Genomic DNA, 25,540 nt, shown 5'->3' on the forward strand with positions numbered 1-25,540 from the left:
ATTTTCCAACTGAACATTTCGTGATAGTCTGATCCCCGCCGCCACGGCCCAAGCAAGAGAACAGGACAAAAAAAGATGGCCCAAGAAAAGCAACAGAACCTGCAGGACACCTTCCTCAACCACGTGCGCAAGCAGAAGATTCCGGTGACGGTGTTCCTCGTCAACGGCGTCAAGCTGCAGGGCGTCATCACCTGGTTCGACAACTTCTGCGTCCTGCTGCGCCGGGACGGCATGTCGCAGCTGGTCTACAAGCATGCAATCTCCACGATCATGCCCGGCGGCCCGATCAGCCTCTTCGACGAGGAGCAGGCAGGCGGTTGACCACGCGTGGCAAGAGGGGAGCGGGCGGCGGCGTCGACTTCCAGATCGAAGGCAAGGCCGCAACCCGCGCGATTGTCCTCCACGTCGACCGGCGTGACCGCAATGCACCGCCGAGCTCCGACCGCGCCGTCGAGGCGCGGCTGGAGGAGGCCGTGGGCCTCGCACTCGCCATCGACCTCGAGGTGGAAGAGGCGATCATCGCCCCCGTCACCGCGCCCAAGCCCGCAACCCTGCTGGGCTCCGGCAAGGTGGAAGAGATTGCCGAGCGGGTGAAGGCGACCGAGGCCGAGCTCGTCGTCGTCAACGCCCAGCTCTCGCCCATCCAGCAGAGGAACCTCGAGAAGGACTGGGGCGCCAAGGTGCTGGACCGCACCGGCCTCATCCTCGAAATCTTCGGCCGGCGTGCGTCCACGCGTGAAGGCACGTTGCAGGTCGAGCTCGCGCATCTGCAATACCAGAAGAGCCGTCTCGTCCGCTCCTGGACCCACCTCGAACGCCAGCGCGGCGGCTTCGGCTTCCTCGGCGGCCCGGGTGAAAGCCAGCTCGAAGCCGACCGCCGCCTGATCCAGGAGCGCATCAGCCGCATCGAGCGCCAGCTCGAGAGCGTGGTGAAGACCCGCGCACTGCACCGCAAGGGCAGGGCGCGCGTGCCCTATCCGGTGGTGGCCCTCGTCGGCTACACCAATGCCGGCAAGTCCACGCTGTTCAACCGCCTGAGCGGGGCGGAGGTCTTCGCCAAGGACCTGCTCTTCGCCACACTCGATCCCACCATGCGGGTGATCGCGCTTCCGCATGGGCGGAAAATCATCCTCTCCGACACGGTGGGATTCATTTCCGATCTTCCCACCTCGCTCATCGCCGCCTTCCGCGCCACGCTGGAAGAGGTGCTCTCGGCGGACGTCATCCTGCATGTGCGCGACATTGCGCATGAGGATTCGGAGGCCCAGGCCGAGGACGTGAACCGCGTGCTGGAGGAACTCGGCATCGATGAGCTCCGCCGCGCGCAGATCATCGAGGTCTGGAACAAGCTCGACCTCCTGCCGCCGGAGGAACGCGCCGCCCGCGAGGCGCAGGCGCTGCGCCGGCCCGGCACCGTGCTGGTCTCCGCCGTCACGGGCGAGGGGCTGGGCCCGTTGCTCGAACTGATCGAAGGCCGCCTCGGCGCCGAGGACACGATCTACGAAGTGATGCTCGACCCCGAGGACGGCCAGGGCCAGGCCTGGCTCCACGACCGCGGCGAGGTGCTGAGCCGGAGGAACTTCGAGGACGGCCGCATCCTGATGAAGGTCCGCCTCACGGCCGACAAGGCCGGCCAGGCGCAGGCACGCTTCGGCACGGCGATGAAGCTGCTGGGCCAGAAGAAGGTGGCTGCGGAGTAATCTTTCTCGTCCTCTCCCGCGAGGCGTCTCCCTCTCATTCGTCATCCCGGCGAAAGCCGGGACCCCGCTTCCTCACCCCGCTTCCTGAATCAAAGCGGGACCCCGGCCTTCGCCGGGGTGACGGTCCTTGGGGGTCACAACCCCTTCGTCTTCGCCTCGTCCCACAGCCCGTCCATTTCTTCCAAACTGGACTGCCTCGGCTCTTTCCCCATTTCCGCCAGCCTTGCCTCCACATGGCCGAAGCGGCGTTCGAACTTCGCGTTCGTCCCGCGCAGGGCCGCCTCGGGATCGATCCCCAGATGCCGCGCCACATTGGCCATGGCGAAGAGCAGGTCGCCGAACTCCTCGGCCTTCTTGTCCTCCGGTGCCGCGCGGAACTCCGCGATCTCCTCGGCGATCTTGTCATAGACATTCTCGACCGAGGGCCAGTCGAAGCCCACCTTCGCCGCCTTGGCCTGCAGCTTCACCGCGCGCGTCAGGCCGGGCAGGGCGAGGGGAATGCCGGCGAGCGTGCCCTGCTTCGGCTTGCCCTTGCGCTCCTCCGCCTTGCGGTCCTCCCAGAAGCCCTTCGCGAGTGTGGCCGAGCGCGCCTCGTCGTCACCGAACACATGCGGGTGGCGGCGGATCATCTTCTTGTTCACCGCCTCGATCACGTCGTCGAAGCTGAAGCTTCCTTCCTCGTCCGCCATCTGCGCGTGGTAGACGGATTGCAGGAGGAGGTCGCCCAACTCCTCGCAGAGCTCGGCGCGCGAGCCTGTCTCGATGGCATCCGCCACCTCATAGGCTTCCTCGATGGTATAGGGCGCGATCGACGCGAAATCCTGCTCAAGGTCCCACGGGCAGCCGGTCACCGGCGTGCGCAGCGCCTTCATGATGGCGCGCAGCGTCTCGATCTTGCGGGGGTCCATGGCGGCGGGGTTGTCGGTGTTCTGGGTCATGGCCGGGGACTAGCCGATCCGGCGCAAAAGGGCTACCGGGAGATGATGCAGGACAGGCTCTTCGAGGACCCCGATCTCGTCCGCTTCTACGACGCGGAGAATGGCTGGGGCGACGACACGCGCTACTGCCTCGCGCTGGCGGGGCAGGCGGCGAGCGTGCTCGACCTCGGCTGCGGCACGGGGCTCCTCGCGGCGGCCCTGGGGCCGGGGCGGCAGGTCTGGGGCGTGGACCCGGCGGGCGCCATGCTGGACGTGGCCCGGGCGCGTCCCGGGGGCTCCGCCGTCACCTGGGTCGAGGCCGACGGCCGCAGCGTGCGGCTGGGGCGGCGCTTCGACCTCGTGGTGATGACCGGCCACGCCTTCCAGTGCCTGCTGACGGACGCCGACCAGCGCGCGCTCTGTGACACGATTGCCGCCCATCTGGCGCCTCAGGGCCGCTTCGTCTTCGACAGCCGCACCCCGGCGCGGGAGGAGTGGCGGGAGTGGACGCCCGAACTGACCGAGCGGTCATTCGACCACCCGGCGCTCGGCCGCATCACCGCCTGGAACGACGTGAGCATGGATTTCGCAACCGGGATCGTGACGTACCAGACATGCTACCGCGATCAATCGGGCAACATCCAAAACGCAACATCCCGCATCCGTTTTGCATCCCGAAACGACATCGCCCAGCGCATCGCGGAGGCGGGCCTGCAGGTCGACCAGTGGCTGGGAGACTGGTCCGGAAACCCCTGGACCGAAACCTCGCCGGAGATCATCCCGATCGGCCGGTTGGCGTAAAGCTGAGTTTCCTCCTTGCTCCGTCACCCCAGCGAAAGCTGGGGCCCAGCTTCAGGCATCAACCGCGTGGAAAGCTGGATGCCAGCTTTCGCTGGGGTGACGGGATTGTGGGGGCTGACGGACGCAAGAGGCAGGCATCGCCGGGTGCCAGGGGAGACGCACACCCGGGTCAGGCGCAAGCCCGCACAACACTCCAGGACTACTTATCCATCATTCGCATAATATATATTATGGAATATTTCAGCCCTTATCGAGAAGGCTCGGAAATCAGCCCCCACCAATGGCTTGGGCTGATCTCCGTATATCTCACTTCAGTGGCGCCTGCTTCGGCCAGGTCATCGGTTCGCAGGTCGTCACCTTCTCGGTGAAGTCCTTGTTCCACATGGTCCGGCGGCAGTCGAACCAGTAAGGCGTCTGCTTCTGCCACTCGGTGCCGGCGAACTTCGTCGCCAGCAGCTGCTGGGCTGGCTTCGAGTAAGCCGCGTGCCCGCCGTGCCAGTTGCAGCCGTAGCGCGTCGTCCGCACGGCCAGCGCCAGCGCCTCCGGCGCACCATCCTTGCCCTTGGAGGCCTTGCCCCAGTCAATCGCAGCGCGCGACAGCCGCTCCGGACCCTGCGGCATCCGCGACAGTGCCCGCAGCTCCTTCCAGTCGACCGACCTGACCATGGGATGCTTGTTCAGCACGGCGTCGCGCCTTTCGGCCAGCGGTTCGCGCAGCGCCGGGTCATAGACGTCTGCAATCCGCTTCGAAATCCAGTCAAAGTAATCCGGAAATCCCGTTGTATTGTCAGCCTGTTTGCGAATGGCGCCCAGCTGCCGGTCGGGCTCGTAGGGGCACCACCAGTTCTTGTCATTGGGGTTCCAGCCATCGATCTCGGTGAAGCTGTCAGGCCTGATCGACTCGTTCTGCCAGCCGCCGGGCATCGACACGAGGATGTTGTGCGGCGGGCTGCGCAATATGGTTAACAGGCGCTGGTTGCGGGGCGAGATCGCCGGGTAATCCACCTTCACCTGGTCGAATATCGCTTTGATTTCAGGGTTCAAGGCATGGAGCTTGGCCAGGTGCTCACCATCCACCTTGCGCACCAGGCCATAGTCCCTGGTCCAGGCGGCGCGCGCGAACAGCGCCCGGTCGCGCGGCGTGAAGCTCTGGTCATCCGCCAGGGCCCACAAGGACTTGGTGGGAAGGAAGTTGAAGGTGATGTCGGAACCCGGGTCACTATTGCGGAGCACTGCATCCTTCCACTGTGCCTGGTCTTCAGCCACATAGGCAAGCAGGGCCGAAAACCGATTGCGATCAACCATTCGGTCATCACCGGACATGCCGTTCAGCAGCTCCGGCGTGATCAGCGCATCGCGCAGCTTGCGGGACGCGGCAGTGTCACCTTGCGCGGCCTGATACTGAGCCAGATTGTAGAGCGCACCGGCATAGGCCTTGGACGTCTTGGCGGGGGCGGCGGCAAGCCCCTGCTCCGCCTCGTCATATTTCCCGGCCAGCGCCGAGAGGCGCACGGCGTGGTTCAGCAGCAGGCCAGCGGCCGCCGTCTCGGGCGCCGCACCGCAGCTGTTTTCCGCCGTATCAAGGGCTTGCCTGGCCTCAGACCAGAGTTCGGCACGGCTTGCATCGTCCGGGCGCGCGGCCAGCGCCTTGAGCATGGCGAGGGCCGGACCTTGCAGCTTCGCGCCCGTTGGCTGCACCGCCAGCGCCTTGCCGACATATTGCGCCATGCGGTCCTGCCACTTGGTGCCGACGAGGCTCCAGGGTGCCATCTGGTATTTCTCGTTGGCGGTCTGGCCCGCCATCATCCACAGCGCCATGGGGTGCTGGCGGGAGGCATCGACGATGGATTTCGAAATGGTCGCGTCGGCGGGCAGCGTGCCGTCCAGCCACCAGTCACCTTCCTTCTTGCGGATCCCCACGAAATCAATGTCATAGAGAGCGATGCTATACTGGCGCTTCATTCCGTCATCGGCCAGGATCTGGGCCGCCGGCGTTTCCAGTATGGCGATGTCGCCGTCGATCAGGCCGGTCCAGCCCTGGGCCGTGTCCTCCTGGTTGGCAATGTAGCCCAGCAATTGCCGGGTGATCTCGTGCACCGATGCCATGGACGGGTCGGCCAGGATGGCGTCGGCGGCAATACGCGCCTCCACCGGTTGCTTGGCGTTGGCCAGGAGGTTGGCGACGTTATAGGCCGCCGCTGCCCGGTGGATGGAGGTGGAGGCGGCAATCGCCTTGAACAGCGGAATGGCCTTCTGCCTGTCGCGGTAGAAGGCGATCGAGGCCTCCTGGTAGGCGCGGTCGGCCTTCTGCCGGTTGGCCACGGCCGGCGCATCGGCCAAGGGTTCCGGCAGGCTGATCTCGCCATCATCGCCGGAACAGGCGCGGATCACCTGCTGCTGGGCGAGAAGCCATTGTTTGACATAGGGATCCTGCGCTCCCAACTGGTCGATGCGGGTCTTCAGCACCGACAGTGGATAGCCGATGCGGCAGCTCCAGCCGACATTCTGCAGGTCCTGCTGATCGGGCAGGATTGCGCTCGTCAGCTTGCGCCATTCCTCCTGCTGGGCCCAGGTATCGGCATCGGCGGAGCCGGGCTCGAGCATCGGGTCACCCAGTCCCTGCACCACGCGCCATGACCGGGCGCTGAAGGGTTCCTGCGCATATCGATCGATTGCGTCGGCCAGTTTGGCCGGGTCACAGCTGGATTGGGCCAAGGCGGGGCCAGCCAGCAGCGCCAGCGCGGTAAGGCTCGCTGCGAAGGATTTCATCATGATCCGTCCCTTGATCAGAAAGAAAGTTCCAGCCCGTCATAGGCCGGTTCGACGCCAGCGGGAAGTTCCTCCCGAAGTGTGGCGAAGTCGAGATCGACGTGGAGGTTGGTGACGATGGCCCGCCGCGGCTTCATCCGCGCAATCCACTCCAGCGTCTGCGGCAGGCTCCAGTGGCTGGGGTGCGGGGTGCGCCGCAGGGCGTCGACGATCCACAGGTCGAGACCCTCGAGATTCCTGAGGCTCGCGTCAGGAACTCCATCGATATCAGGGGTATAGGCCATGTCGTTGAAGCGGAATCCCAAGGCATCGATGGTGCCGTGATGGACCTGGAAGGGCATGGCCGTGAGGGCGCCCCCTGCTCCGTCGATGGTCACCGGCGTTCCGGCCTCCATGGCATTGAGGTTGATGATCGGCGGGTAATCGCTGCCGGGTGCCGAATAGAAGCAATAGGCGAAGCGGGTGGTCAGCATCCGCCCGGTGGCGTCGTCGGCCCAGACCTCCACACGCTTGCGCTTCAGCAGGAAGAAGGCGCGCAGGTCGTCGATGCCATGGGTGTGGTCGGCATGCTCATGGGTGTAGAGCACGGCATCGATGTCGCGCGTTCCGGAGCTCAGCATCTGCTCACGGAGATCGGGCGAAGTATCGATGAGCAAACGGGTTTCGCCAGCCGGGCCCGATTGCGTCACCAACGCCGAACAGCGCCGACGGCGGTTCTTCGGCTCGGCCGGATCGCACTTGCCCCAGTCGTTGCCCACCCGCGGCACCCCGCCGGAGGATCCGGAGCCGAGGATGGTGATCCGGCGCGTCATGCGTAGCGGGCGGGACGCGGGGTCTTGGAGAACAGCCGGAAGAAATTGTCCGACGTGATGCGGGCCATCTCAGGGACCGGCAGGCCACGGGTCTTTGCCAGCACTTCCAGCGTCTTGACGACGAAGGCAGGCTCATTCGTCTTGCCCCGGTAGGGCAAGGGGGCGAGGTAGGGCGAGTCGGTTTCGACGATGATGCGGTCCAATGGAAGGGCTGCCGCCGTCTCCCGCAGGTCCTCCGCCGACTTGTAGGTGAGGATGCCGGAGAAGGAGACGTAACCTCCTATTTTCACGGCGAAATCCGCCAGCCGGCGGTGCGATGTGAAACAATGCAGGAGCGGCACGAAGGGGCCGAGGGCGAACTCCTCCTCGAGGATGGCGATTGTGTCGTCTTCCGCCTCCCGGCTGTGGATCACCAGCGGCAGGCCGGACCGGCGCGCGGCGTGGATGTGGACGAAGAAGTTGGCCTCCTGCGCCTCGCGTGGGCTCAGGTCGTAGTGATAGTCGAGGCCGACCTCGCCAATACCGACGCACTTCGGGTGCTGCGCCAGTTGGACGAGTTCTTCCGCCGTCACGCCGAGTTCCTCGTGCGCGTTGTGAGGATGGGTTCCCACCGTGAAGAAAACATTGGGATTTTCTTCCGCGATGCGGCGGAGATTGTCATAGCTGCGCACGCGCGAGGAGATGGACACCATCAACCCCACGCCGGCAGCCTCGGCGCGCGCCAGGATGGCCGGCAGTTGCTCTTCCATCCCCTCGAAATCGAGGTGGCAATGGCTGTCGACGACCAGCATCAGGCCTTCGCCGCCTCTTCTTCCACATAGCGCGGGAAGATGGGTGCCGGTGCCGGGAGCGGTGTTCCGGGCACCAGCCGCTTGTGGAGATCAGCGAAGCTTCTGGCGTTGTTTTCGATGCCCAAAAGTTGCAAAAGCGATGCTGCCGATGTTGGTATGTAGGGCTGCGCCATGATGCCGATGATGCGCAGCACCTCGGCCGTCACGTAGAGCACCGTCTCCATCCGGGCGGGATCGGTCTTCTTCAGCGCCCAAGGCTCCTGCCCCGCGAAGTAGCGGTTGGCCTCCGCCACGACACGCCAGATGGCATCGAGCGCCTTGTTGATGGAATGGGTCTCGTGCGCCGCCCGCGCCTCCGCATGGATGCCGTCGGCGGCCGCCAGGATCTCCCGGTCGGCGTCCGTAAAGGCGCCCGGTGTCGGCACGACACCGCCGCAGTTCTTGGCGATCATCGACAGCGAGCGCTGGGCGAGGTTGCCGAGGTCATTGGCGAGGTCGGCATTGATGCGGTTGACGATGGCCTCGTGGCTGTAATTGCCGTCCTGGCCGAAGGGAACCTCGCGTAGGAAGAAATAGCGTGTCTGGTCAACCCCATAGGCCTTCACCAAGGCGGCGGGCGACACGACGTTGCCGACCGATTTCGACATCTTCTCGCCGCGGCTGAACAGGAAGCCGTGGACCACCACCTGGTCCGGCACGGGGAGCCCGGCGGAGAGCAGGAAGGCCGGCCAGTAGATGGCGTGGAAGCGCGTGATGTCCTTGCCGATCACATGGGCGGAGGCCGGCCAGAACGCGGCGCGCGGCGCATGGGTGTCGGGGAAGCCGGTGGCCGAGAGATAGTTGGTCAGCGCATCGACCCAGACATACATCACGTGCTTCGGGTCATCCGGCACTGGCACGCCCCAGTCGAAGGTGGTGCGCGAGATCGAAAGATCGTTGAGGCCGCGCTTCACGAAGGCCACGATCTCGTTGCGGTAATGCTCCGGCACGATGAAATCGGGGCGCTTTTCATAGAGTTCGAGAAGCTTCGGCGCATAGGCCGAGAGCTTGAAGAAATAGCTTTCCTCCTCCACCCATTCGACCGGGGTGCCGGTCTTGATGGCGAAGCGGCGGCCGTCGCGCTCCTCGATCTCGTCCTCGCCGTAATAGGCCTCATCGCGCACCGAGTACCAGCCGGAATACTTGGACAAATAGATGTCGCCGTTGGCGGCCATGCGGCGCCAGATTTCCTGCACCGAGTCCTTGTGGCGCTGTTCGGTCGTCCGGAGAATGTCGTCGGCGCGTGCGTTCAGCTCCTCGCCCATGGCCTCGAACTGCGCGGCGGTGCGGTCAGCGAGCTGCTGCGGCGTGATCCCCTCGCGGGCCGCCGTCTGCTGCATCTTCTGGCCATGCTCATCCATGCCGGTGACGAACAGCACGTCATAGCCGTCGAGCCGCTTGAAGCGGGCGATGGCATCGGTCGCGATGCGCTCATAGGCATGCCCGATATGCGGTGCGCCGTTGGCATAGGGAATGGCCGTGGTGATGTAGAATTTCGGTTTCGACATGTTCTTCGATCTAATTGAATTCAGGAGGCCTTCAGAGCCTCTTCGAGGCGCATCAGCGCATCGGTGACCGTCTGGCGGCGGTCGAGGTTTAGGGCATCCGCCTGCCGGAGGGAAGCATTGATGTCGTCATGGGCGCGCGCCAGCGCCTCGCCGTGGCCCGCGAGGCCCGCGGCGCGGGCCTGGCTTGCCACCCAGCCCACCAGCAGGTCGCAGAAGATGAAATAATCTTCCGCCGTCTCGCGGCCCGAGAAAGCGGCGGCGATCTCGACTGCGGTGGCGGGCGACAGCTTGGAGCGCTTGAGGAACTCGCCGAAGGCCGCCGCCCCGCGCGAGCCGATCAGGTCCATGGCCTTGCCGGGGCTGCCGCGGGACATTTCGGCCGCGGCCCGCACGTCCGCCTCCTCCGCCTCGATGGCCCCGGCGGGCAGGTGGCGGAGCACCTTCAGGGTCTCATCCGTCGAGAGCGGGTCCATGGGCAGATGCAGGCAGCGCGAGCGGATGGTGCGCAGGAGCCGGCCCGGCTGGTTGCAGACGATGAGGAAGATCGACTGTTTCGGCGGTTCCTCGATGACCTTGAGGAGCGCATTGGCGGATTCCGAGTTGAGGTCATCCGCCGCGTCGACGATGGCCACACGCCAGCCGCCGGCGCCGGAGGTGCGGGAGAAGAAGCCCTGCGCGTCGCGCGCGTCATCCACGGCGATCTCGGTCTTGAGCCGCTTGGCGCGCTGGTCCACCGCGCGCTCGATGACAAGGAGATCAGGGTGCGACGCGGCGGCCACCTGCCGGAAGGCATGGCCCTCGGGGGCGATGTGCAGCGTGGTGTGGGCCCTGGCGCCATGCGCGCTCGGCACCTGCAGCAAGAACTTGGCGAAGCGGTAGGCCAGCGTGGCCTTGCCGATGCCCTTGGGGCCAGACAGCAGCCAGGCGTGGTGCAGCTTGCCGGCCTGATGAGCCTGCAGCAGGCGGGCCTCGGCCGGCTTGTGGCCGATGAGTTCACTGGCGCGGCGCGGGTGCCAGGGAACGTCGCGCGGATCCTTGAAGTCCTCGGCCATCAGCCCGCCGCCTCGACGATGGACCAGACGTCCTCGGCCACCGCGTCGATATCCTGGGACGCATCGACCAGGCGGCAGCGCTTGGGGTCCTTGCGCAGAATGTCCAGGAAGCCCTCGCGCAGCTTGCCGTGGAAGGCGAGCCCCTTGCGCTCGTAGCGGTCCTCGGCCTGATGATCGCCGCGCGACTTTGCCCGGGCAAGACCGATGGCCGGGTCGAGATCGAAGACCAGCGTCAGATCAGGCCGCGTCGGGCCGACGACGGCCCTTTCCAGTGCATCGATGAAGCCCGGCTCGCAGCCACCGGCATAACCCTGATAGGCGCGCGTCGAGTCCATGAAGCGGTCGCAGAGAACGGTCCGGCCGGAGACGAGTGCCGGGCGGATGACCTGTTCGAGATGCTGTTCGCGTGCGGCGTAATTCAGCAGGGCTTCCGATCTGGCCGTCCACCGCGCCACATCACCCGAGACGAGGAGACCACGGATCGCCTCTGCCTCCGGCGTGCCGCCGGGTTCGCGGGTGATGAGAACGTCCCTGCCCCTTTCCTGCAGCCTTGCGGCGAGACGGCGAATCTGGGTCGATTTGCCAGAACCTTCGCCACCTTCGAATGTGATGAACCGCGCCGACATCAAGAACCTTCCGTCACCCCGGCGAAAGCTGGGACACAGCGTCTTGGAGCCGAAGCGGGGTGCCAGCTTTCGCTGGCATGACGGCAGTCGGGGATGCCACGCTCCATCACCCTAGCTGCCGAAGACCATGATGAAGACGGAGTCGACGGCACGCGACCACATGGAGGGTTCCTCCTTTACGGCGGCCGCGGTGACCACCGGCACGTCGGCGACGGTGATGCCGTCGACGATGAAGCGGACCGAGCCAACCTCCTTGCCGGCTTCCACCGGGGCGATGAGGGGGCCGGTATAGGCGAGCTTCACCTCCGCCATTTCCTTTTCCTGCGGGGTCAGCGCCACGCGCACGTCGCCCGATGCCAGCAGCGCCACATGGCGCTGCGTGCCGCCCCAGACGCGGGCCTGGCCGACGCGATCACCCTTGGCATAGACGTCCACCGTGCGGAACTGCTTGAAGCCCCAGTCGAGCAGGCTCTGGGCCTCCTGACGGCGCTCGTTGATCGACTTGAGCCCGGCAATGACCATGATGAGGCGGCGGCCGTCACGCTGGGCCGAGCCGATCAGGCCATAGCCCGCCTCCTTGGTGTAGCCGGTCTTCATGCCGTCGGCGCCCGGATAGTCCTTCAGCAGCGGGTTGCGGTTCTGCTGCTTGATGTTGTTCCAGGTGAATTCCGGGATCGAGTAGTACTTGTAGTATTCGGGGAAGGTGTTGATGATGTAGCGCGCGAGAATGGCGAGATCGCGCACGCTCATCTGGTGGCCCGGGTCCGGAAGGCCGGTGGCGTTCTTGAAGGTGGCGTTGGTGGCGCCCAGCTCGTGGGCGCGCTCCGTCATCTGCGCGGCGAAGGCCGGCTCGCTGCCAGCCATGTTTTCGGCAATGACGATACAGGCATCGTTGGCGGAATGCACCACGACGCCCTTGATGAGGTCCTCGAGCGCGATGTCCGAGTTGAGCTCGGCATACATGGTCGACCCGCCGGAGGGCGCGCCGCCGCGCTTCCAGGCGTCCTGGCTGACCTTGAACTTCTGATCCAGCGTCAGCTTGCCGGCCTTCAGCGCCTCGAAGACCATGATCATGGTCATCAGCTTGCTCATCGAGGCGGGGGGAACGGGCTGGTCGGCGTCCTTCTCGAACAGCACGCGGCCAGTGCGCGCGTCGAGCAGGATCGCCTCCGCGGCCTTCGAGACATAGGGCTCGTCGGTCTTGCCCTGGGCAAGGATCTCCCGCGCACCCGGCAGTGCCAGCAGCAGGCAGGCAACAAGCAGGAGGCAGGCGACTCGACGGATACGCTGGACAGACGTCATGGTGCGGAGGCTAGAGGGCTTCGACCCGGAAATCAATTCGCGCCGGCGCCCGCCGCGCCGGAACTACGGGGCGGGCCTATTGCAGCGCCGCCTGCACCGCCTCCGACTTGATCAGCCGGGCATCGGTGAAGCCGGCGGAGCGCGCGTCGGAAAGCGCCGTCTGGGCATCGTCATTATCCGAGATCGGGCCGAGACGGACGCGGTAGACCGGGCCCGCGGCCCCTGAAAGCTCGATGAACTGGACCGGCCAGACGGAGGCGAACTGGTCACGCGCGCGGGCGGCGTTGCCTCCGTCCGAGAAGGAGCCGAGCTGGATGTAATAGCTCACCTCGCCGGTGGGGCCGGGCGCGGCCTGGACCGGTTCCGCCGGCTGTTCGAAGGCGACGGTTTCGGCCACCACCTTCGGCGCCTGCTTCTTCTTCACCGGCGCGGCTTCTGCCACCATCACGGTTTCGGCGGGAGCGGACTTGCCCCGGCGATGGTCGGCGGCGGCAATCATCTTGCGCATCGGCGTGCCGCGCTCGAGTTCGGTGTTCATGGCCACGAGATGCCTGCCGCCCTTGTCGTTGAGGGGAGCGGGGCCGATATACTGGACGCGCACCTTGGCGGTGCCCTGGTTCAGATAGCCCAGTTCGCTGGCGGCGGCCTTGGACAGGTCCATCACGCGGGTGTCGACGAAGGGTCCGCGGTCGTTGATGCGGACGACCACCTCCCGGCCATTCTCCAGATTGGTGACCTTGGCATAGCTGGGCAGCGGCAGCGTGGCGTGGGCCGCGGTGAGGCGGTTCATGTCGAACCACTCACCGTTGGAGGTCTTGCGGCGATTGAAGTCCTCGCCATACCAGGAGGCGGTGCCCTTCCTGTCGTAGTTGGGCTGTTCCTTCGGGGTGAACCACACGCCCGCCACCTGGTAGGGCTTGCCGACGTGATAGCGCCCGCCGCCCCACGGCACGGGCCCCGAACCCGGATAGATGGGGCTGCCGACGCCGGCGAAGGGATCCTGCTTGGCCTGCTTCTTGTGCGAGGAGCAACCGGCGATGGCAAGCCCGATGGCTGCCAGGACGATGGCCTTCCGTGCATGACGCAACATACCCACTCACTCCGCCTCGAAGGCCATGCGCCTCGCGTGGCGCATCCGATTCCATCCGTCGAGAAGTTTGCGCCGGGAGCGTAAACGGAGGGTTGGGAAGTATGGTTAACCGGATCTTGCCGACCTATTCGGCGGCAGCACTCTTGCCCTGCAGGCGGTCGATATTGGCCTGGGCGCGCGTGTTTCCGGCGGCCAGAGCCTGCTGGTAGAGGTCCAGCGCCCTGGTCTTGTCGGCGGTGGTGCCCCAGCCCATCTCATACATGCCGCCCAGATTGTTGAGGCCCCAGGGGTCGTTCTGGGCGGCGGCGGCCTCGAACAGGCTGAAGGCCTTGTTGAGGTCACGCGCCACGCCCTTGCCCTCGAGATAGAGCATGCCGAGATTGTTCTGGGCATCCGCCAGCTTCTGGTCGGCCGCCTTCTGGTACCACTCGGCGGCGCGCGCCAGGTCCACTTCGGCGCCGCGGCCCTGCTGATAGGCCTGACCCAGCGCATCCATGGCCGGGGCGAAGCCCTTGGCGGCCGCATCCTGGTAGAGCTTCAGCGCCGTCGGATAATCCTGCTTCAGGCCCTTGGCACCGCGCGACACGAGGCGGGCGAGGTGATATTGCGCCTCGACATTGCCCTGCAGCGCCGCCTGGCGGAACCAGCGTGCCGCCTCGGCCTCGTCCACCGCGACGCCCTTTCCGGTCTCGTAGGCGAGGCCCACCTGGTATTGCGCGTCGACGTCGCCCACCTTGGCGAGCGTCATCTGCTTGTCGAAGGGAAGCTCCTCCAGCGACTGTGCCGCGGCGGGTGCGGCTGCCAGAAGAAGGGCTGCGAGGGCAAGGACCGGCTGGCGCATGTGGGGGCTCTTCACTTCAGTCGACGCGGATGAATTTCAGGGACTTGCACAGCACCCCGGCCACGCAGCCATTGACCTTCATGGTCGAGGGCCCGAGCAGCTGCATGGAGGAGGAATAGGTGTTGCCGTCGTCCGGATTGTAGATGGTGCCGGACCAGGTGCCCTTGCCGCTGGCCTTCATGTTGGACAGGATGGTGAGGCCGATCACTGGCCGGGAGCGCAGCGCGGGGTTGGGGTTTTCCTTGTCGAGCCGGGGGCGGCCCTTGCCGTCATGCGGCTTCTTGAGCGCCACGACCCGCCCGCACAGGCCCTGGCCGCAATGCGCCACGCGCACCGTGACCTTGCCGTTCGACATCCGCCAGGTGCCGGTGGCATCTTCCGACGCCCGCGCAGCCCCTGCCCCGGCGGCAAGGCCCAGCGCCAGCGCCGTCACCGCAACCATTCGCAATCCTGAAACCACCGCACCCCCGCCATGCGCCCCGCCCCGATCATGCCCGATTGCCGGAGATTATGGGAAGGGATATCGTCACCGGCCTCAGCACAGGAGATTTTCCATGGGGAACCTCGCGACGCTCAAGACCGCGAAAACTCTTGAAACCGATGAATGGCAATTGCGTGTCGACCTTGCGGCGGCTTTCAGGCTGGCCGCGCGCTATGACTGGCACGAGGCGGTGGCCAACCATCTGAGTCTCGCCGTTTCCGCCGACGGCAAGAAGTTCCTGATGAATCCGCGGTGGAAGCATTTCTCGCGCATCAAGGCCTCCGAACTGCTGCTGCTCGACTCGGATGACCCCTCGACCATGGACCGCCCGGACGCGCCGGACCTCACCGCCTGGTGCATCCATGGCCGCATGCACGCCAACGTGCCGCAGGCGCGCTGCATCATCCACCTCCATCCCACCTATGCGACCGCCGTGGCCTCGCTCGCCAACCCCGAGATCCTGCCGATCGACCAGAACACCGCGCGCTTCTACAACCGCGTGGCCTTCGACATGGATTACGGCGGCATGGCCAACACCAGCGAGGAAGGCGACCGCCTGGGCCGGCTGCTCGGCAACAAGCAGATGATGATGATGGGCAACCACGGCATGCTGGTCTGCGCCGAGACGGTGGCCGAGGCCTTCGACCTCACCTATTACTTCGAACGCGCCTGCCGCAACCTGGTGCTCGCCTACTCGACCGGCCAGAAGCTGCATGTGATGAGCCCGGCCGTGGCCGAGAAGACCGCCCAGGAGTGGGAGGCCGACCGCGACCAGTTCAAGTCGCACTTTGCCGAAATGAAGGAAATCCTCGACGCCGAGGACCCCTCCTACGCCGACTGACAACGGTATGATCCCCGGCGGAGCCCGCGTGGCCCTGCCGGGTAATCGTTCAGGCGCCGGCCTTGCGCAGCCGCGCCGTGCAGCAGGCGCGATAGCGCTGCATCCTTGCAAATTCCCGGGCAACCCAGCCGATGGTGACGACCGCCACCAGCGCTTCCACGACATATGCCATTGTCGGACCCTCGTTCAGCCGGAGTGCAGGGTCGCACCCGATTCCTTAACGATCCGCTAACGCCTTACCCGAGTTGACAGTCTCCCAGCCGCTGGGGCATTGAGACAGGCCTGCGGTCCCATCGGAGGGGTGGCAGAGCGGTCGATTGCGGCGGTCTTGAAAACCGTTGAGGGTTCACGCCCTCCGGGGGTTCGAATCCCTCCCCCTCCGCCATTATTCGTCTCTAAGATTCTGGGTTATTCAAACTTTTCGGAACGCCTACTAGAGCCTATCTGTCGTTCAACCCCGCCCAATGGCGAACTGGTTCGGGGCATCGCGCTGGGAAAAGGTATCGCATGGCGGGACATTCCATTCTGCGCGGGCTTAGTCAGGTCTGGAACGGGCTTGCCTTAGTCGCACTTGTCATCATCTGGATAACGGCACCCGTTCTTCCCATTACTTCCGGAATATTGGGCTTTCCAACCATATGGCTCTTTTACGAGTGGCTGTTTGCAGTGACCCGTAGTCGCAGCGGCTGGATAATCGTCCTTGCGCCCTTTCTATTGTCAATTAGCGTACTGCTAATCTGGGGTCCCATCGCTCTTCTGCTGCGAAAGAGCAGACGCGGAAGTTAGTGCTGCATCTGTCTGAGGATTGACCTCAATCGCTTCATAGCCTCACGAAACAGTGTGCGCCTGCTACCTTTGGTCGAACTCAAGCAATGCCTGGTCATAGGAGGCGTCGAGCGCCTGCAATACCGCCGGCGGAACCGTGAGCTGCTCGAGGCGACCTGGCCGCCAGACCAGACGGTCGAGTTGGGCTGCCAGGGCCTCGTAGTGTTTCCAGCGCCTGAGGCCGGAGAGCCTGATCAGCTCCAGCGCCGCGGCGCTCCGGCCCAGCGCCGTCTTCAGCGTGAGGCCGGGGATCAAGCGCTCGGTGCCGGAAGTGCCTGTCCTGCTCTTGTTCTCGTGGGGCAGCGCCAGCGCGATGTCGCCCAGCTCCTGGCATCCGGTGACGTCACCGAGGGTGAGCCCGCCCGACACGAGGTCGGCGAAGGGCAGCAGCCTCACATCGGCAAAGCCGACGTCGGCCAGCAAGCGGCACACCTTCAGATAGTCGAAGCAGGACGCCAGACTGTGTGAGCAGAACGCTGAAAAATCCGGCACGTCCGCCGAGTGAACCTGCTGGAACATCTGCTGATAGAGCGAGGGAAGCGCCTCACCGGCGCGCCGGAGCGTGACGAGAATGCGGCAGTCGACACCGGCCATCAGCTGCCGAAGCCGCGAAAGCCTTGTGCGGGAGGAAGGCTTCCAGTCCACGAGGAACTGCTCCTCCGACAGGATGAGGACGGCGTGGCGCGACGAGAGGTCCCGGATCTCCGTCCTGATCGCGGCGAACGCGGCGTCCGGCTCCTGTTCTGCACTGCAGGCCTCGATGATCCTGTAGTTCAGGCTGTCGACGTCGCGGTGGCGGGGATGGAAGGCACCGCCATAGCAGACGCGGCTGTCGGCCACCGCCTCCAGTGCCAGTTGCAGGGACGAAGTGGCTGTCTTCGGGGGTCCGATATGGACGATGACTTTCATTCACGCGGGTCCGGCACGTCAGTCGCAAATCGGCGCCCGTCATAGGGTTCGGCGGCTGTGGCCGCAAGCTTACTGCAGGTGGCGCTGAATGCCCTGGTTCAGCAATTCAGTCGCGCGCCGGTAGATTTCGACGTCCTGCGGCGCGCGGAGATAGATCTCGCTGCGGGTCTTCTGGTCGAACTCGATGATTTTCTTGCGCTGCGCGCGGCTGTTGAGGACGGGATAGACGGGTGGAGTGCCGAAATGCCTGGAGAGGTCGAGGTCCTTCATCCGGGTCTGCAGCAGGCGCAGCGACGTGGGCAGCGATTCGGTGACCAGCACCACCATGAACCTGTCAAGGCAGAGGCCATCAAGGTGCCGGTACATCGCATCGCCGACGCCGGGCATCGCCGCAAAGTCGATCACTGACAGGCGCCCCTCCCGGATGTCGCGTTGGAACGGCGCGTCACCGCTGTCTTCATTCAGTTCGTGGAGGTACTGGCTGATGATGCGCTCCACCGGATGGCGTACACAGGCGATGTATTGCGCATCGGGGAAGTTGGCGAGGTGGCGCTTCACATTGTAGTGGCCGTGAATGCCGCGATAGAATTTCCCGATGAAGTGGGCCCCCTCGCGGATGAGCGGGTCGGGGCTCGCATAGGTCTCGAAGGGCGCATAGTCCATCAGCACGCGGTGGCCGAAGGCGCGGTTCAGGATCTGGCCCAGGGCGGTGCCCGCCGTCTTCGGTATGTGGACGGACACAAAGAAATCCTGGGGCGCGCGCGCCGTCTGCATGCTGTACCTTCGGGTCTCTTGGAGCAGTGGGTTCACACTAGCAACCCGGCCCGTGGCCCGGCATTCGTTGTTTTGCCCTGCCCGTCCGGATTCCTGCCTAGGTCTTGACCGCATGTTTCGGCCGCTCCCAGCCCTCACCGGGCCGGAAACCGTTTCCAGCCGGGGGTCCTGGCCGCCTTGAGCGGACCTCCTCGGGTCGAGTAATCTCGTGGCATTGACTGTGAGGGCGGCTTGGCGCAAGTGCCGGGGCGCGGCAAGGCAGGATCAGGAAGCAGTGATCGTGAAGACAGGACATTCGTCACATTCTCCGGCTCGGGGCGCGCCAGCTCCCGCCACGGTTTGCGCGCGGTCCTGATGGCGAACGGCACCTCATCGCAGTCGCTTGCCGCGCTTGCCTTCCGGGCGGGCCCCGTCACCTCGGCCGGGGCCATCTTGTGGGTGCATGGCGACAACATCGCCCGGCACAGCGAGAACTACGTGAAGGCCCCTCCCACGATCAGCCATGCCCTGCTCGATCCGGCGATTGCCGATCCCTTCGCCTGGGCGATGATCGTATCGGCGGTGTTCCTGTCATTCGCCATCGTGCAGGTGGTGAGCACGCTCTACCGCATCGTCGCCGCCACGGCCCGCGGCCGGGTTGGCAACCTGCTTCTGCTGGCCGTGATCACGCTGTGCGAGGCGGTGGCGGTGGCCGGCATGATCGTGCTGAGCCAGTACACCGGCAACATCGATTCCCACCTCCACGACGTGGGAAGCTACATGCTGTTCTTCGGCCATGCCTTCGGCATCGGCCTGTCGGGCGTGCTGATCCGCCGGCTGCTGGCCAGCGCGCCGGGGTCGGATGCGTTGATGCAGCTGCGCAGGAACCCGCGCAACGCGCTGGCCATAGCCCTTCTCAGCGCGCTCTACGGCGTCATCTATTTCGGCGGCAAGTTGCTGCCCGATGAATACTTCTTCTGGCAACGCGCCTTGCTGAGCGGCACGGAGGTTGTCGTCATCCTGTCGTTCCTGGCCTATCTCTCGAGCTTCTGGCCCATGGTGCGGATGAGCCGGCAGGCTGCAGGTGCAGCGCGCGCGACGGCCGCAGCGGCGAGAGCCGAGGGCTGACCACCAGACCCCGGCCCGGCGTCAGCGCTTCTTGAACAGTGCGTCGTAGGTATTGCCGAGGAGATTGCTCAGGCGCAGCCCGAACAGCCTGGTTACGGCCGCCGGAACAAAGCCTGAGTCCCAGTAAGGCAGGTCGAAGACGGCTGTCGTCAGGCTGCCGGCGGAATAGGTCGCCACAACATAGTCGCGGGGATTGGCCGGCGAACAGAGTTCGAGCGGACCCCAGGGCACACGTGCCGGCGTCGAGCCTTCGGGCTCGGTGATCTCGGCGCGATAGAGATCGACCACGGGGTAGCGCCAGAACCCCTTGCGGGCGAGCTTCCAGTAGTCGTTGTGGCCGAACAGCTGGTAGCCGTCGCGCGCCGCCTCGGCCGCGAGTTCGGGAAAGCGGCTTTCCAGCTTGTTCAGGTCCTCAGGCCGGTAGACGGTGAAGTCGACGTCATCGTCCCAGGGCATAGGGCCCTTGTGGCGCAGGGCGCCCAGCACCGTGCCGCAGCACATGACGTAGTGGATGCCGTGGCGGGCCAGGAAGCGGTCGGCATAATCCGCCAGCTCGACCAGTTCGTCGAGCACGTCCTGCCGTGCGTGGAAGATGCGCGGCGACTTGAGGGTGATGCCGGTGAGTCGGCAATCCTGCCCGCCGATCCGGTAATGATCGCCAAGGCGGACGCGCCGCGGCTGATAGGGATAGTGATAGCGCAGCCCCAGCACCAGCAGGGCCAGCAGCAGCGCAAGTGCCAGCCACATGCCGCGCAGCAGGCTGGGCGGCAGCAGCAGACCCAGCACGACGCCGCCTGCCGCCAGCAACAGCAGCACCCGGATGCCTTTTGACACCGGGCGAAGTCCCGCCGCGAGACCGCAGAGGCAGGCGGCGGCGGCCGAGGCCAGCGCCATCTGCCAGCGCAGCGGCCAGTCAATCGCCATGAGCAGCATGGTGGCAAGGATCATCAGCAAGGCTGACAGCCATGGCCATTCGAATGCGATACGATCACTCAGGAGGTGGGCTCGGCTGTCGGCATTTGCCATGATGCGACCGGTTTCACCCAAGGCGAACGGACTGTCAACGGCGCGCCGACAGAGCGCTGACGAGCGCTGGTTCCGTCTTCAGGACGGCGACGTAGTTGCCCATCATGTCGAGGCATTCGGCGGTGCGCGGATCATAGTCGGCGAAGTCCACGCCGGCACGGTAAAGCCGCCCGAACACATAGTCCGCCCGCAGCAGTGCACAGAAGTCGAGCAGGAAGCTGCGTGCCGCCACTGCGGTGCTTCCGAACTCGAACTGGATGATCCGCGGGCGCAAACCTGCTGCGATGACGCGGCGGAGGATCGCCAGCTCATGGCCCTCGACGTCCAGCTTGAGGAAGAAGATGGGACGGCCGGCGATCTCGCCCAGGGCAGCCGCATCCCTCACCCGGGCGGTGCCGGGCGAGAAGCCCGGCTCGAGCGGCTGTTCGATGCTGGTGAGTTCGGAACTCGCGCCGGACCGCCAGACCGTCACCTCGGCGTCACGATCGGAAAGGCCGAAGGGAAAGACCTGCCAGCGCCCCCCATGGCTGCGGGCCTGCTCCGCCAATTCGGCGGCCAGTGCCGCATCGACCTCGAAGGACAGGACGTCGACGCCCCCCGGCGGCGCGAGCCAGGCCCTGGCATATTGCCCGCGGTTAGCCCCCACGTCGACGACGCACTCCCCCGCCGCGCAGAAGCGCCGGGCCCGGCCGATGAGCTCAATTTCGCCATTCGCCGCAAGGTCGGAGGAGTTGTTGTGATAGTGCCGTGCCATGAAGCGCAGCGCGCGGCCCAGCACCGTGCCCTCGATCACCGGCTTTTCCAGCCACCTGCCAATTCTGTCGAGAACGACCTGGCGCAGACCGGATATCGTCATGACCTGAATACCCTCACCACTCCCGGGAGATAGTCCGGAAAGCCATGGCGAGGCAATCGACGGGCTCGGCTTTCCCTCGCAGCCGCCTGCGCCTATAGTCAAATTGCAATCTACCGGGACCCCCATGGCCGACATCGCAACTGCCCGCCCCGCCGACCGCGGGCACTTCCGCCGCATGATGCTTCAGATCCTTTGCACGGGCGTGCTGGCCTGGCTGCTGCTGGGGGTCTATCGCGGAGTGATTCTCGAGGCCCCGGAAACCGCCGGTGAATTGCTGGGCGCCGTGCCGGCAGGCATTGCCGCAAGCTTCTATGACCTGCTTTTCATAGCCGGGGTGACGGCGGCGGCCCTCGGCCTGCTGCTGGCGGCGCGGCGCAGCCGGATCGCCAGCCTTGGCGTGGTGATCCTGTTCTACGGCATCATCCTGGTGTCGCTAGCCTGGGGCTTCGCCAACATCAACCTCGTCAAGATGCTGGGCGAACCCTTCACCTTCCAGTGGCTGGTCTATGGCGACTTCCTTCAGAACGCCGACGCCCGCAACGCCATGGCGGATGCCTTCAACCTCACCGACTTCTCGGTCCTGTGCGGCGCCAGTCTCGCCGTGCTGGTGCTGGGCTATGTGGCGGCACGGCTGTGGCTTGGGCTGGGACCTCTGGCGCATCGTCTTGCGCTTGGTGCAATCGTTCTTGGTGTCGGCATCGCAGCTGTCGGGTCCGCCTATCATGTCGAGGCGCAGGCGCTGCCGGTGACCAAGCTGCAGAACCCGGTGGTGCACTTCATCGAATCTGCGCTGGTCAGTTCGACGCCCGTGGTCTTCACCATGCCGGTGAGCGCCAATGACCCCGACACGCTTCCCGTTTCCGAACGCCGGGGCGAGGTTTCGGGCTTCAGGCGGCCGGAGCCCAATCCGGTGAAGAACGTGCTTGTGTTCATGATGGAGTCGGTGCCGGCCAAGTATGTCGAGGCCTTCGGCGGCACCTATCCGGTGACCCCGAACATTGCGGCCCATGTTGACCAGTCGGTGCGCTTCGACCGCATCTATGCGCATGCGCCGTCGACCAATTACTCGATCTTCTCGCTGTTCACGTCGATGTACAACGACATCTCCTACTACGGCATGACGGGGAGCTACCCCTATCTGAAGTTCGACTCGCTCACCAATGCGCTGCAGCAGCATGGCTTCCGCACCGGCTTCTTCTGGAGCGCCGACTCGCGCTTCCAGGGAGTCGATGAATTCCTGCTCAACAAGGGGCTCGACGTCATCAAGGACTACCGCGACCAGGACTGCGGGGGAGCGGAGTTCAAGATCAGCACCGACAGTTTCAAGAACGCCGACTACACCAGCGACCTGTGCACCGCGCGCACCATCGCAAAGTGGATGAACGAGCCTTCGGACAAGCCGTTCTTCGCCATGATGTTCACGGCGATGACGCATTATCCCTACCGCGTGACGGAGGGGGCGCACTCCCGCCGCATTGCCCCGTCCGCCGGCGGGGGCGAGCTGGTCCACTACGCCGATGACGAGAAGTTCAACGAGTACCTGAATGCGCTGCGCATCGGCGACATGGCGCTCGGCCAGGTGCTGGCCAGCCTCAAGGCCTCCGGCAAGCTCGACTCGACGCTGGTGGTGATCCTCGGCGATCACGGCGAAGCCTTCGGCGAACACGGCAACTATGTCCATGCCAGCGCGCTCTACGAGGAGAACGTCCACATCCCCCTGATGATGATCAACCGCCACCTGTTCCACGGCGAAGTCGACGACACGGTGGGCGGCGTGATCGACATCGCGCCGACGATCTTCGACGTGCTGGGGCTGCCGCTGCCGGGCCAGTGGCAGGGGCGAAGCCTGTTCAGCACCGACAAACCCAACCGCACCTTCTTCTTCGCACCCTGGCGCGGGGTGCAGTTCGGCTATCGCGAAGACGACCGCAAGGTGATCTTCAATGCCACCACCGGGAAGATCGAAGTCTACGACCTCAAGGCCGACCCCGGCGAGAAGCAGGATCTGTTCGTCACCGGGGTGAGCGATGCAACGCAACTGCTGCAGCCCATCGCCTCCTGGGTGCAGTCGCACAAGCAGCGCATCGCCGCGGTGGTCGCCGGGGGCCCGAAGCCGGCGGGCTGCGGCATCACCGAACTGGTGATCGATGCGGGCGGCACCGCCTACCAGGCGCCGCCGCGCTTCGAACTGCGTTTCGATGGGAAGCTGGTCGCCACACTGGACGCCGCAGGCGTGCCCAGCACCGCTGCCACGTCACAGCAGTCGCTGGCCGAAATGCAGACGGCCGCTGCCAGCACCGAACCACTGACCATTGACCTGCCTCCCGACGCCAGCCCGCAACAGATCGAGATCCGCTACGTCAATGACCTGTGGGGTACGCCCGACAAGCCGGGGGACCGCAACCTGTTCATCAAGAGCGTGCGGGTCAACGGCCTGCGGATTCCGGATTCGCGGCTGCACGTCGATGCCCAGTCGCATGGCATCACCGACAGCAGCGGCACGGCCATGTATGAGAATGGCTCGTTGTGGATCGATGGGCCGTTCGGCGAAGGTTGTGCGGCTACGCCAACCTCGGGTTGACGCGGCGCGGGACGACATGGCGATGGCTCCGGCGCACACATTGGTCTAGGCTGCAACGGCCTGGGACGGACTGGTGTGCCGCTGCCGCGACTGCTGCAGCAAGACGCGGCAAGCCACGGCCCTGCCCCAAGGCTTTGAACGGATGGGCGCGACCGCCCCTCCGCACACCATCGAGGAGGCAGCAGCCATGTTATCGAAGTTTGCGAAGAGCATCATTCCCCTGTGCGCCGGCGCGCTGCTGTGGAGCGCTGCAGCCGAGGCGGCCTCTCCCCTGACCCTGACGGTGTCGGGCAGCGTAAAGATGCCGGCCAAGGGCTCCAAGATCCCGACGAAGCTGCCGCGCACCACCCTGCAGGCATTTCCTGTCGAGGGAACTACAAACGATATTACGCCGATCTCCGGCAAGGCATCGGCGGCGGGCCGCAAGGCGAACCGTGCCGGCGTGGCGCCGATGGCCTATGGCATCTCATCCGAGAAGTGGCCCTACAGCGCCTCGCGTGTTGCCTCGACGACCAACAGCCTCGGCACCTCGGCACTCGAAAACCCTGTGACGGCCGCGCCCTATCGCCAGACCGGCCTGATGCTGATGGACTTCCAGGATGGCACCTACCAGTGCACCGCCTCGCTGATCCTTCCCAACGTGCTCGTCACCGCGGCGCATTGTGTGCAGGATTATGGGCTGGGTGCGGCGGGCAGCGCCCACAACATCCAGTGGATCCCCGCCAATATGGGCGACCCGACGGATCCCGCGCAGCGTCCCTTCGGCGTCTGGACGGCAGACCGGGTCGTGATCTCGGACAGCTACTACAACGGCACCGACACCTGCGCGCGCAATGCGGTGGGCGTCGTCTGCAACAACGACATCGCCGTCATCGTGCTGAACCGCCAGGCCGGCGACAAGGCCGCCACCATCCTGGGCGATGCCTACATGTATGGCTGGAACGGCTACTCCTACATCAAGTCCCCAGCCTTCAAGAACCTCACCGTCGCGGACATCACCGAACTCGGCTATCCCGTCGCCTTCGACAATGGCGAGCAGATGCAGCGCAACGCGTCCTTCGGCAAGTATACGGTGTCGAAAGGAAAGGCCACCACCACCCGCAAGCCGCTGCTCAACACCCAGCTCGGCACGCCCCTCACCGGCGGCTCCAGCGGTGGGCCGTGGCTGGTGAACTTCGGCACCAGGCCCACGGTGAGCAGCGAGGCCAGCCTCGGCAATGACAGCCTGAGCAACGTCGTGGTGGGTGTCACCAGCTGGGGCTATACGGCGACGGGATACAACGTCCAGGGCTCGTCTTTCTTCGGCCAGAACTACGAGTTCCCGCTTGCCGCCTATGGCATCTACGGCGGCGGCAACATCGGTGCGCTGGTCCAGGCGGCCTGCACGGCCGTTCCCGAGGCCTGCCTCGATTAAGCCGTTCCACGGCAACCGGCACGCGGCGCCAGCGCCGTGTGCCGGCAACCCGCCAGGCCGGAATGCTTACCAGGTAAGGTTAAGGTCTGAAGATACGCATATAGCAATCTACACAGCTTGTCGGATTGGCGTCGGTAGATACACTCACTCCCATCAAACAGGGAGATCACGCCAGTGTCCGCTCAGCTCCTCGCCTTCAAGTCGGCTGCCAACAGCAGCAACCATGCCGCGGACAGCAGCCAGGCGGCAGGTCTCTTCGGCGAATACATGCTCATGGAGCTGGTGCTCGAAGTGGCGCGCAGCTCGCAGGACCCGCAGGCCCGGCTGGCCGAGCTTTTCGACCGCATCACCACCCGCGCCCGGAGCGGCGGCGTCGCCGGCGAACGCAGCTCCGTGATGATGCAGTTCCGCAAGCACGCCGAGAACTTCTTCGTTCTGGCTGGCAAGAATGTCTGACCTCGCCCCCTCGCCCAGCGCT

Annotated in this window: 24 protein-coding genes and 1 tRNA gene; 9 read left to right on the top strand and 16 right to left on the bottom strand. The window is 65.3% G+C overall.

Translation table 11 applies throughout. From position 1 onward, the window contains the following. The first annotated feature begins 75 nt into the window (after positions 1–75). Both hfq and hflX read left to right on the top strand, forming a co-directional pair. Complete coding sequence (hfq, locus tag DK847_RS10940; protein ID WP_111198540.1) at positions 76–321, top strand: RNA chaperone Hfq; 246 nt, start codon at positions 76–78, stop codon at positions 319–321. Then, positions 318–1,700 carry a GTPase HflX gene (hflX, locus tag DK847_RS10945; RefSeq protein WP_111198541.1) on the top strand — a complete coding sequence of 461 codons (1,383 nt, stop codon included), beginning with the start codon at positions 318–320 and terminating at the stop codon, positions 1,698–1,700. Before hfq ends, hflX begins: the two co-directional genes overlap by 4 nt. A 134-nt stretch (positions 1,701–1,834) precedes the next feature. Here hflX and mazG read toward each other — a convergent pair whose 3' ends face one another. Then, the gene (gene mazG, locus DK847_RS10950; protein ID WP_111198677.1) at positions 1,835–2,608 is read right to left on the bottom strand and encodes a nucleoside triphosphate pyrophosphohydrolase; all 774 of its coding nucleotides are present in this window, start codon (positions 2,606–2,608) and stop codon (positions 1,835–1,837) included. A 75-nt stretch (positions 2,609–2,683) separates the two neighbouring features. Here mazG and DK847_RS10955 point away from each other — a divergent pair, with 75 nt between their 5' ends. Continuing rightward, positions 2,684–3,418: a class I SAM-dependent methyltransferase gene (locus DK847_RS10955; protein WP_111198678.1), complete on the top strand. Its 735-nt coding sequence runs from the start codon at positions 2,684–2,686 to the stop codon at positions 3,416–3,418. Between the two features lie 306 nt (positions 3,419–3,724). On the opposite strand, the gene DK847_RS10960 is transcribed toward DK847_RS10955, so the two are convergent. The 10 genes from DK847_RS10960 to DK847_RS11005 all read right to left on the bottom strand — a co-directional run bounded on the left by DK847_RS10960 (position 3,725) and on the right by DK847_RS11005 (position 14,690). Further along, the gene (locus DK847_RS10960) at positions 3,725–6,190 is read right to left on the bottom strand and encodes a hypothetical protein (RefSeq protein WP_111198542.1); all 2,466 of its coding nucleotides are present in this window, start codon (positions 6,188–6,190) and stop codon (positions 3,725–3,727) included. Positions 6,191–6,204: 14 nt separating this feature from the next. Then, complete coding sequence (locus DK847_RS10965; protein WP_111198543.1) at positions 6,205–6,999, bottom strand: MBL fold metallo-hydrolase; 795 nt, start codon at positions 6,997–6,999, stop codon at positions 6,205–6,207. After that, positions 6,996–7,790 carry a TatD family hydrolase gene (locus DK847_RS10970; RefSeq protein ID WP_193548193.1) on the bottom strand — a complete coding sequence of 265 codons (795 nt, stop codon included), beginning with the start codon at positions 7,788–7,790 and terminating at the stop codon, positions 6,996–6,998. Before DK847_RS10970 ends, DK847_RS10965 begins: the two co-directional genes overlap by 4 nt. Continuing rightward, positions 7,790–9,337 (bottom strand): methionine--tRNA ligase, encoded by a 1,548-nt coding sequence (gene metG / locus DK847_RS10975; RefSeq protein WP_111198544.1) that lies wholly within the window; start codon positions 9,335–9,337, stop codon positions 7,790–7,792. The genes DK847_RS10970 and metG overlap by 1 nt, the downstream gene beginning before the upstream one ends. Positions 9,338–9,357: 20 nt before the next feature. Beyond that, positions 9,358–10,389: a DNA polymerase III subunit delta' gene (locus DK847_RS10980; RefSeq protein WP_111198545.1), complete on the bottom strand. Its 1,032-nt coding sequence runs from the start codon at positions 10,387–10,389 to the stop codon at positions 9,358–9,360. Next, on the bottom strand, positions 10,389–11,015 hold the full coding sequence (tmk, locus tag DK847_RS10985; protein ID WP_204508304.1) for a dTMP kinase: 627 nt from the start codon (positions 11,013–11,015) through the stop codon (positions 10,389–10,391). The genes DK847_RS10980 and tmk overlap by 1 nt, the downstream gene beginning before the upstream one ends. Before the next feature lie 111 nt (positions 11,016–11,126). Next, positions 11,127–12,317 (bottom strand): D-alanyl-D-alanine carboxypeptidase family protein, encoded by a 1,191-nt coding sequence (locus DK847_RS10990; protein WP_111198547.1) that lies wholly within the window; start codon positions 12,315–12,317, stop codon positions 11,127–11,129. Positions 12,318–12,393: 76 nt separating this feature from the next. Beyond that, positions 12,394–13,407: a septal ring lytic transglycosylase RlpA family protein gene (locus DK847_RS10995; RefSeq protein ID WP_111198548.1), complete on the bottom strand. Its 1,014-nt coding sequence runs from the start codon at positions 13,405–13,407 to the stop codon at positions 12,394–12,396. A gap of 124 nt (positions 13,408–13,531) precedes the next feature. After that, positions 13,532–14,248, bottom strand: a complete 717-nt coding sequence (locus DK847_RS11000; protein WP_111198549.1) for a tetratricopeptide repeat protein — start codon at positions 14,246–14,248, stop codon at positions 13,532–13,534. 16 nt (positions 14,249–14,264) lie between these two features. Beyond that, the gene (locus DK847_RS11005; RefSeq protein ID WP_111198550.1) at positions 14,265–14,690 is read right to left on the bottom strand and encodes a DUF2147 domain-containing protein; all 426 of its coding nucleotides are present in this window, start codon (positions 14,688–14,690) and stop codon (positions 14,265–14,267) included. A gap of 112 nt (positions 14,691–14,802) precedes the next feature. On the opposite strand from DK847_RS11005, the gene DK847_RS11010 reads away from it, so the two are divergent. Next, complete coding sequence (locus DK847_RS11010) at positions 14,803–15,570, top strand: class II aldolase/adducin family protein (protein ID WP_111198551.1); 768 nt, start codon at positions 14,803–14,805, stop codon at positions 15,568–15,570. A gap of 49 nt (positions 15,571–15,619) precedes the next feature. Here DK847_RS11010 and DK847_RS21010 read toward each other — a convergent pair whose 3' ends face one another. Next, positions 15,620–15,742, bottom strand: coding sequence for a hypothetical protein (locus tag DK847_RS21010; RefSeq protein ID WP_280956398.1), 123 nt, complete (start codon positions 15,740–15,742; stop codon positions 15,620–15,622). Between the two features lie 123 nt (positions 15,743–15,865). On the opposite strand from DK847_RS21010, the gene DK847_RS11015 reads away from it, so the two are divergent. Beyond that, positions 15,866–15,955, top strand: a tRNA-Ser gene (locus tag DK847_RS11015). A gap of 464 nt (positions 15,956–16,419) precedes the next feature. On the opposite strand, the gene DK847_RS11020 is transcribed toward DK847_RS11015, so the two are convergent. Both DK847_RS11020 and DK847_RS11025 read right to left on the bottom strand, forming a co-directional pair. Next, a complete protein-coding gene (locus DK847_RS11020; protein ID WP_111198552.1) occupies positions 16,420–17,304 on the bottom strand; it encodes a hypothetical protein in 885 nt (294 codons plus the stop codon). A gap of 69 nt (positions 17,305–17,373) precedes the next feature. Further along, the gene (locus tag DK847_RS11025; RefSeq protein ID WP_111198553.1) at positions 17,374–18,192 is read right to left on the bottom strand and encodes a sulfotransferase family 2 domain-containing protein; all 819 of its coding nucleotides are present in this window, start codon (positions 18,190–18,192) and stop codon (positions 17,374–17,376) included. 240 nt (positions 18,193–18,432) lie between these two features. On the opposite strand from DK847_RS11025, the gene DK847_RS11030 reads away from it, so the two are divergent. Further along, a complete protein-coding gene (locus DK847_RS11030) occupies positions 18,433–19,185 on the top strand; it encodes a hypothetical protein (protein WP_146256101.1) in 753 nt (250 codons plus the stop codon). A gap of 21 nt (positions 19,186–19,206) precedes the next feature. Here DK847_RS11030 and DK847_RS11035 read toward each other — a convergent pair whose 3' ends face one another. Beyond that, positions 19,207–20,133 (bottom strand): LicD family protein, encoded by a 927-nt coding sequence (locus DK847_RS11035; protein WP_161957236.1) that lies wholly within the window; start codon positions 20,131–20,133, stop codon positions 19,207–19,209. A gap of 112 nt (positions 20,134–20,245) precedes the next feature. Continuing rightward, entirely contained in the window at positions 20,246–21,067 is an 822-nt protein-coding gene (locus DK847_RS11040) for an FkbM family methyltransferase (RefSeq protein ID WP_161957237.1), read from the bottom strand. 124 nt (positions 21,068–21,191) lie between these two features. Here DK847_RS11040 and DK847_RS11045 point away from each other — a divergent pair, with 124 nt between their 5' ends. From DK847_RS11045 to DK847_RS11055, 3 genes are all read left to right on the top strand, one after another. Further along, a complete protein-coding gene (locus tag DK847_RS11045; RefSeq protein ID WP_111198556.1) occupies positions 21,192–23,648 on the top strand; it encodes a sulfatase-like hydrolase/transferase in 2,457 nt (818 codons plus the stop codon). Positions 23,649–23,835: 187 nt separating this feature from the next. Next, positions 23,836–25,062: a trypsin-like serine peptidase gene (locus DK847_RS11050; protein ID WP_161957238.1), complete on the top strand. Its 1,227-nt coding sequence runs from the start codon at positions 23,836–23,838 to the stop codon at positions 25,060–25,062. 174 nt (positions 25,063–25,236) lie between these two features. After that, the gene (locus DK847_RS11055; RefSeq protein ID WP_111198558.1) at positions 25,237–25,518 is read left to right on the top strand and encodes a hypothetical protein; all 282 of its coding nucleotides are present in this window, start codon (positions 25,237–25,239) and stop codon (positions 25,516–25,518) included. Positions 25,519–25,540: the final 22 nt, after the last annotated feature.

It is taken from the genome of Aestuariivirga litoralis, assembly GCF_003234965.1.
In the GTDB taxonomy this organism is placed as follows: Bacteria; Pseudomonadota; Alphaproteobacteria; order Rhizobiales; family Aestuariivirgaceae; genus Aestuariivirga; species Aestuariivirga litoralis.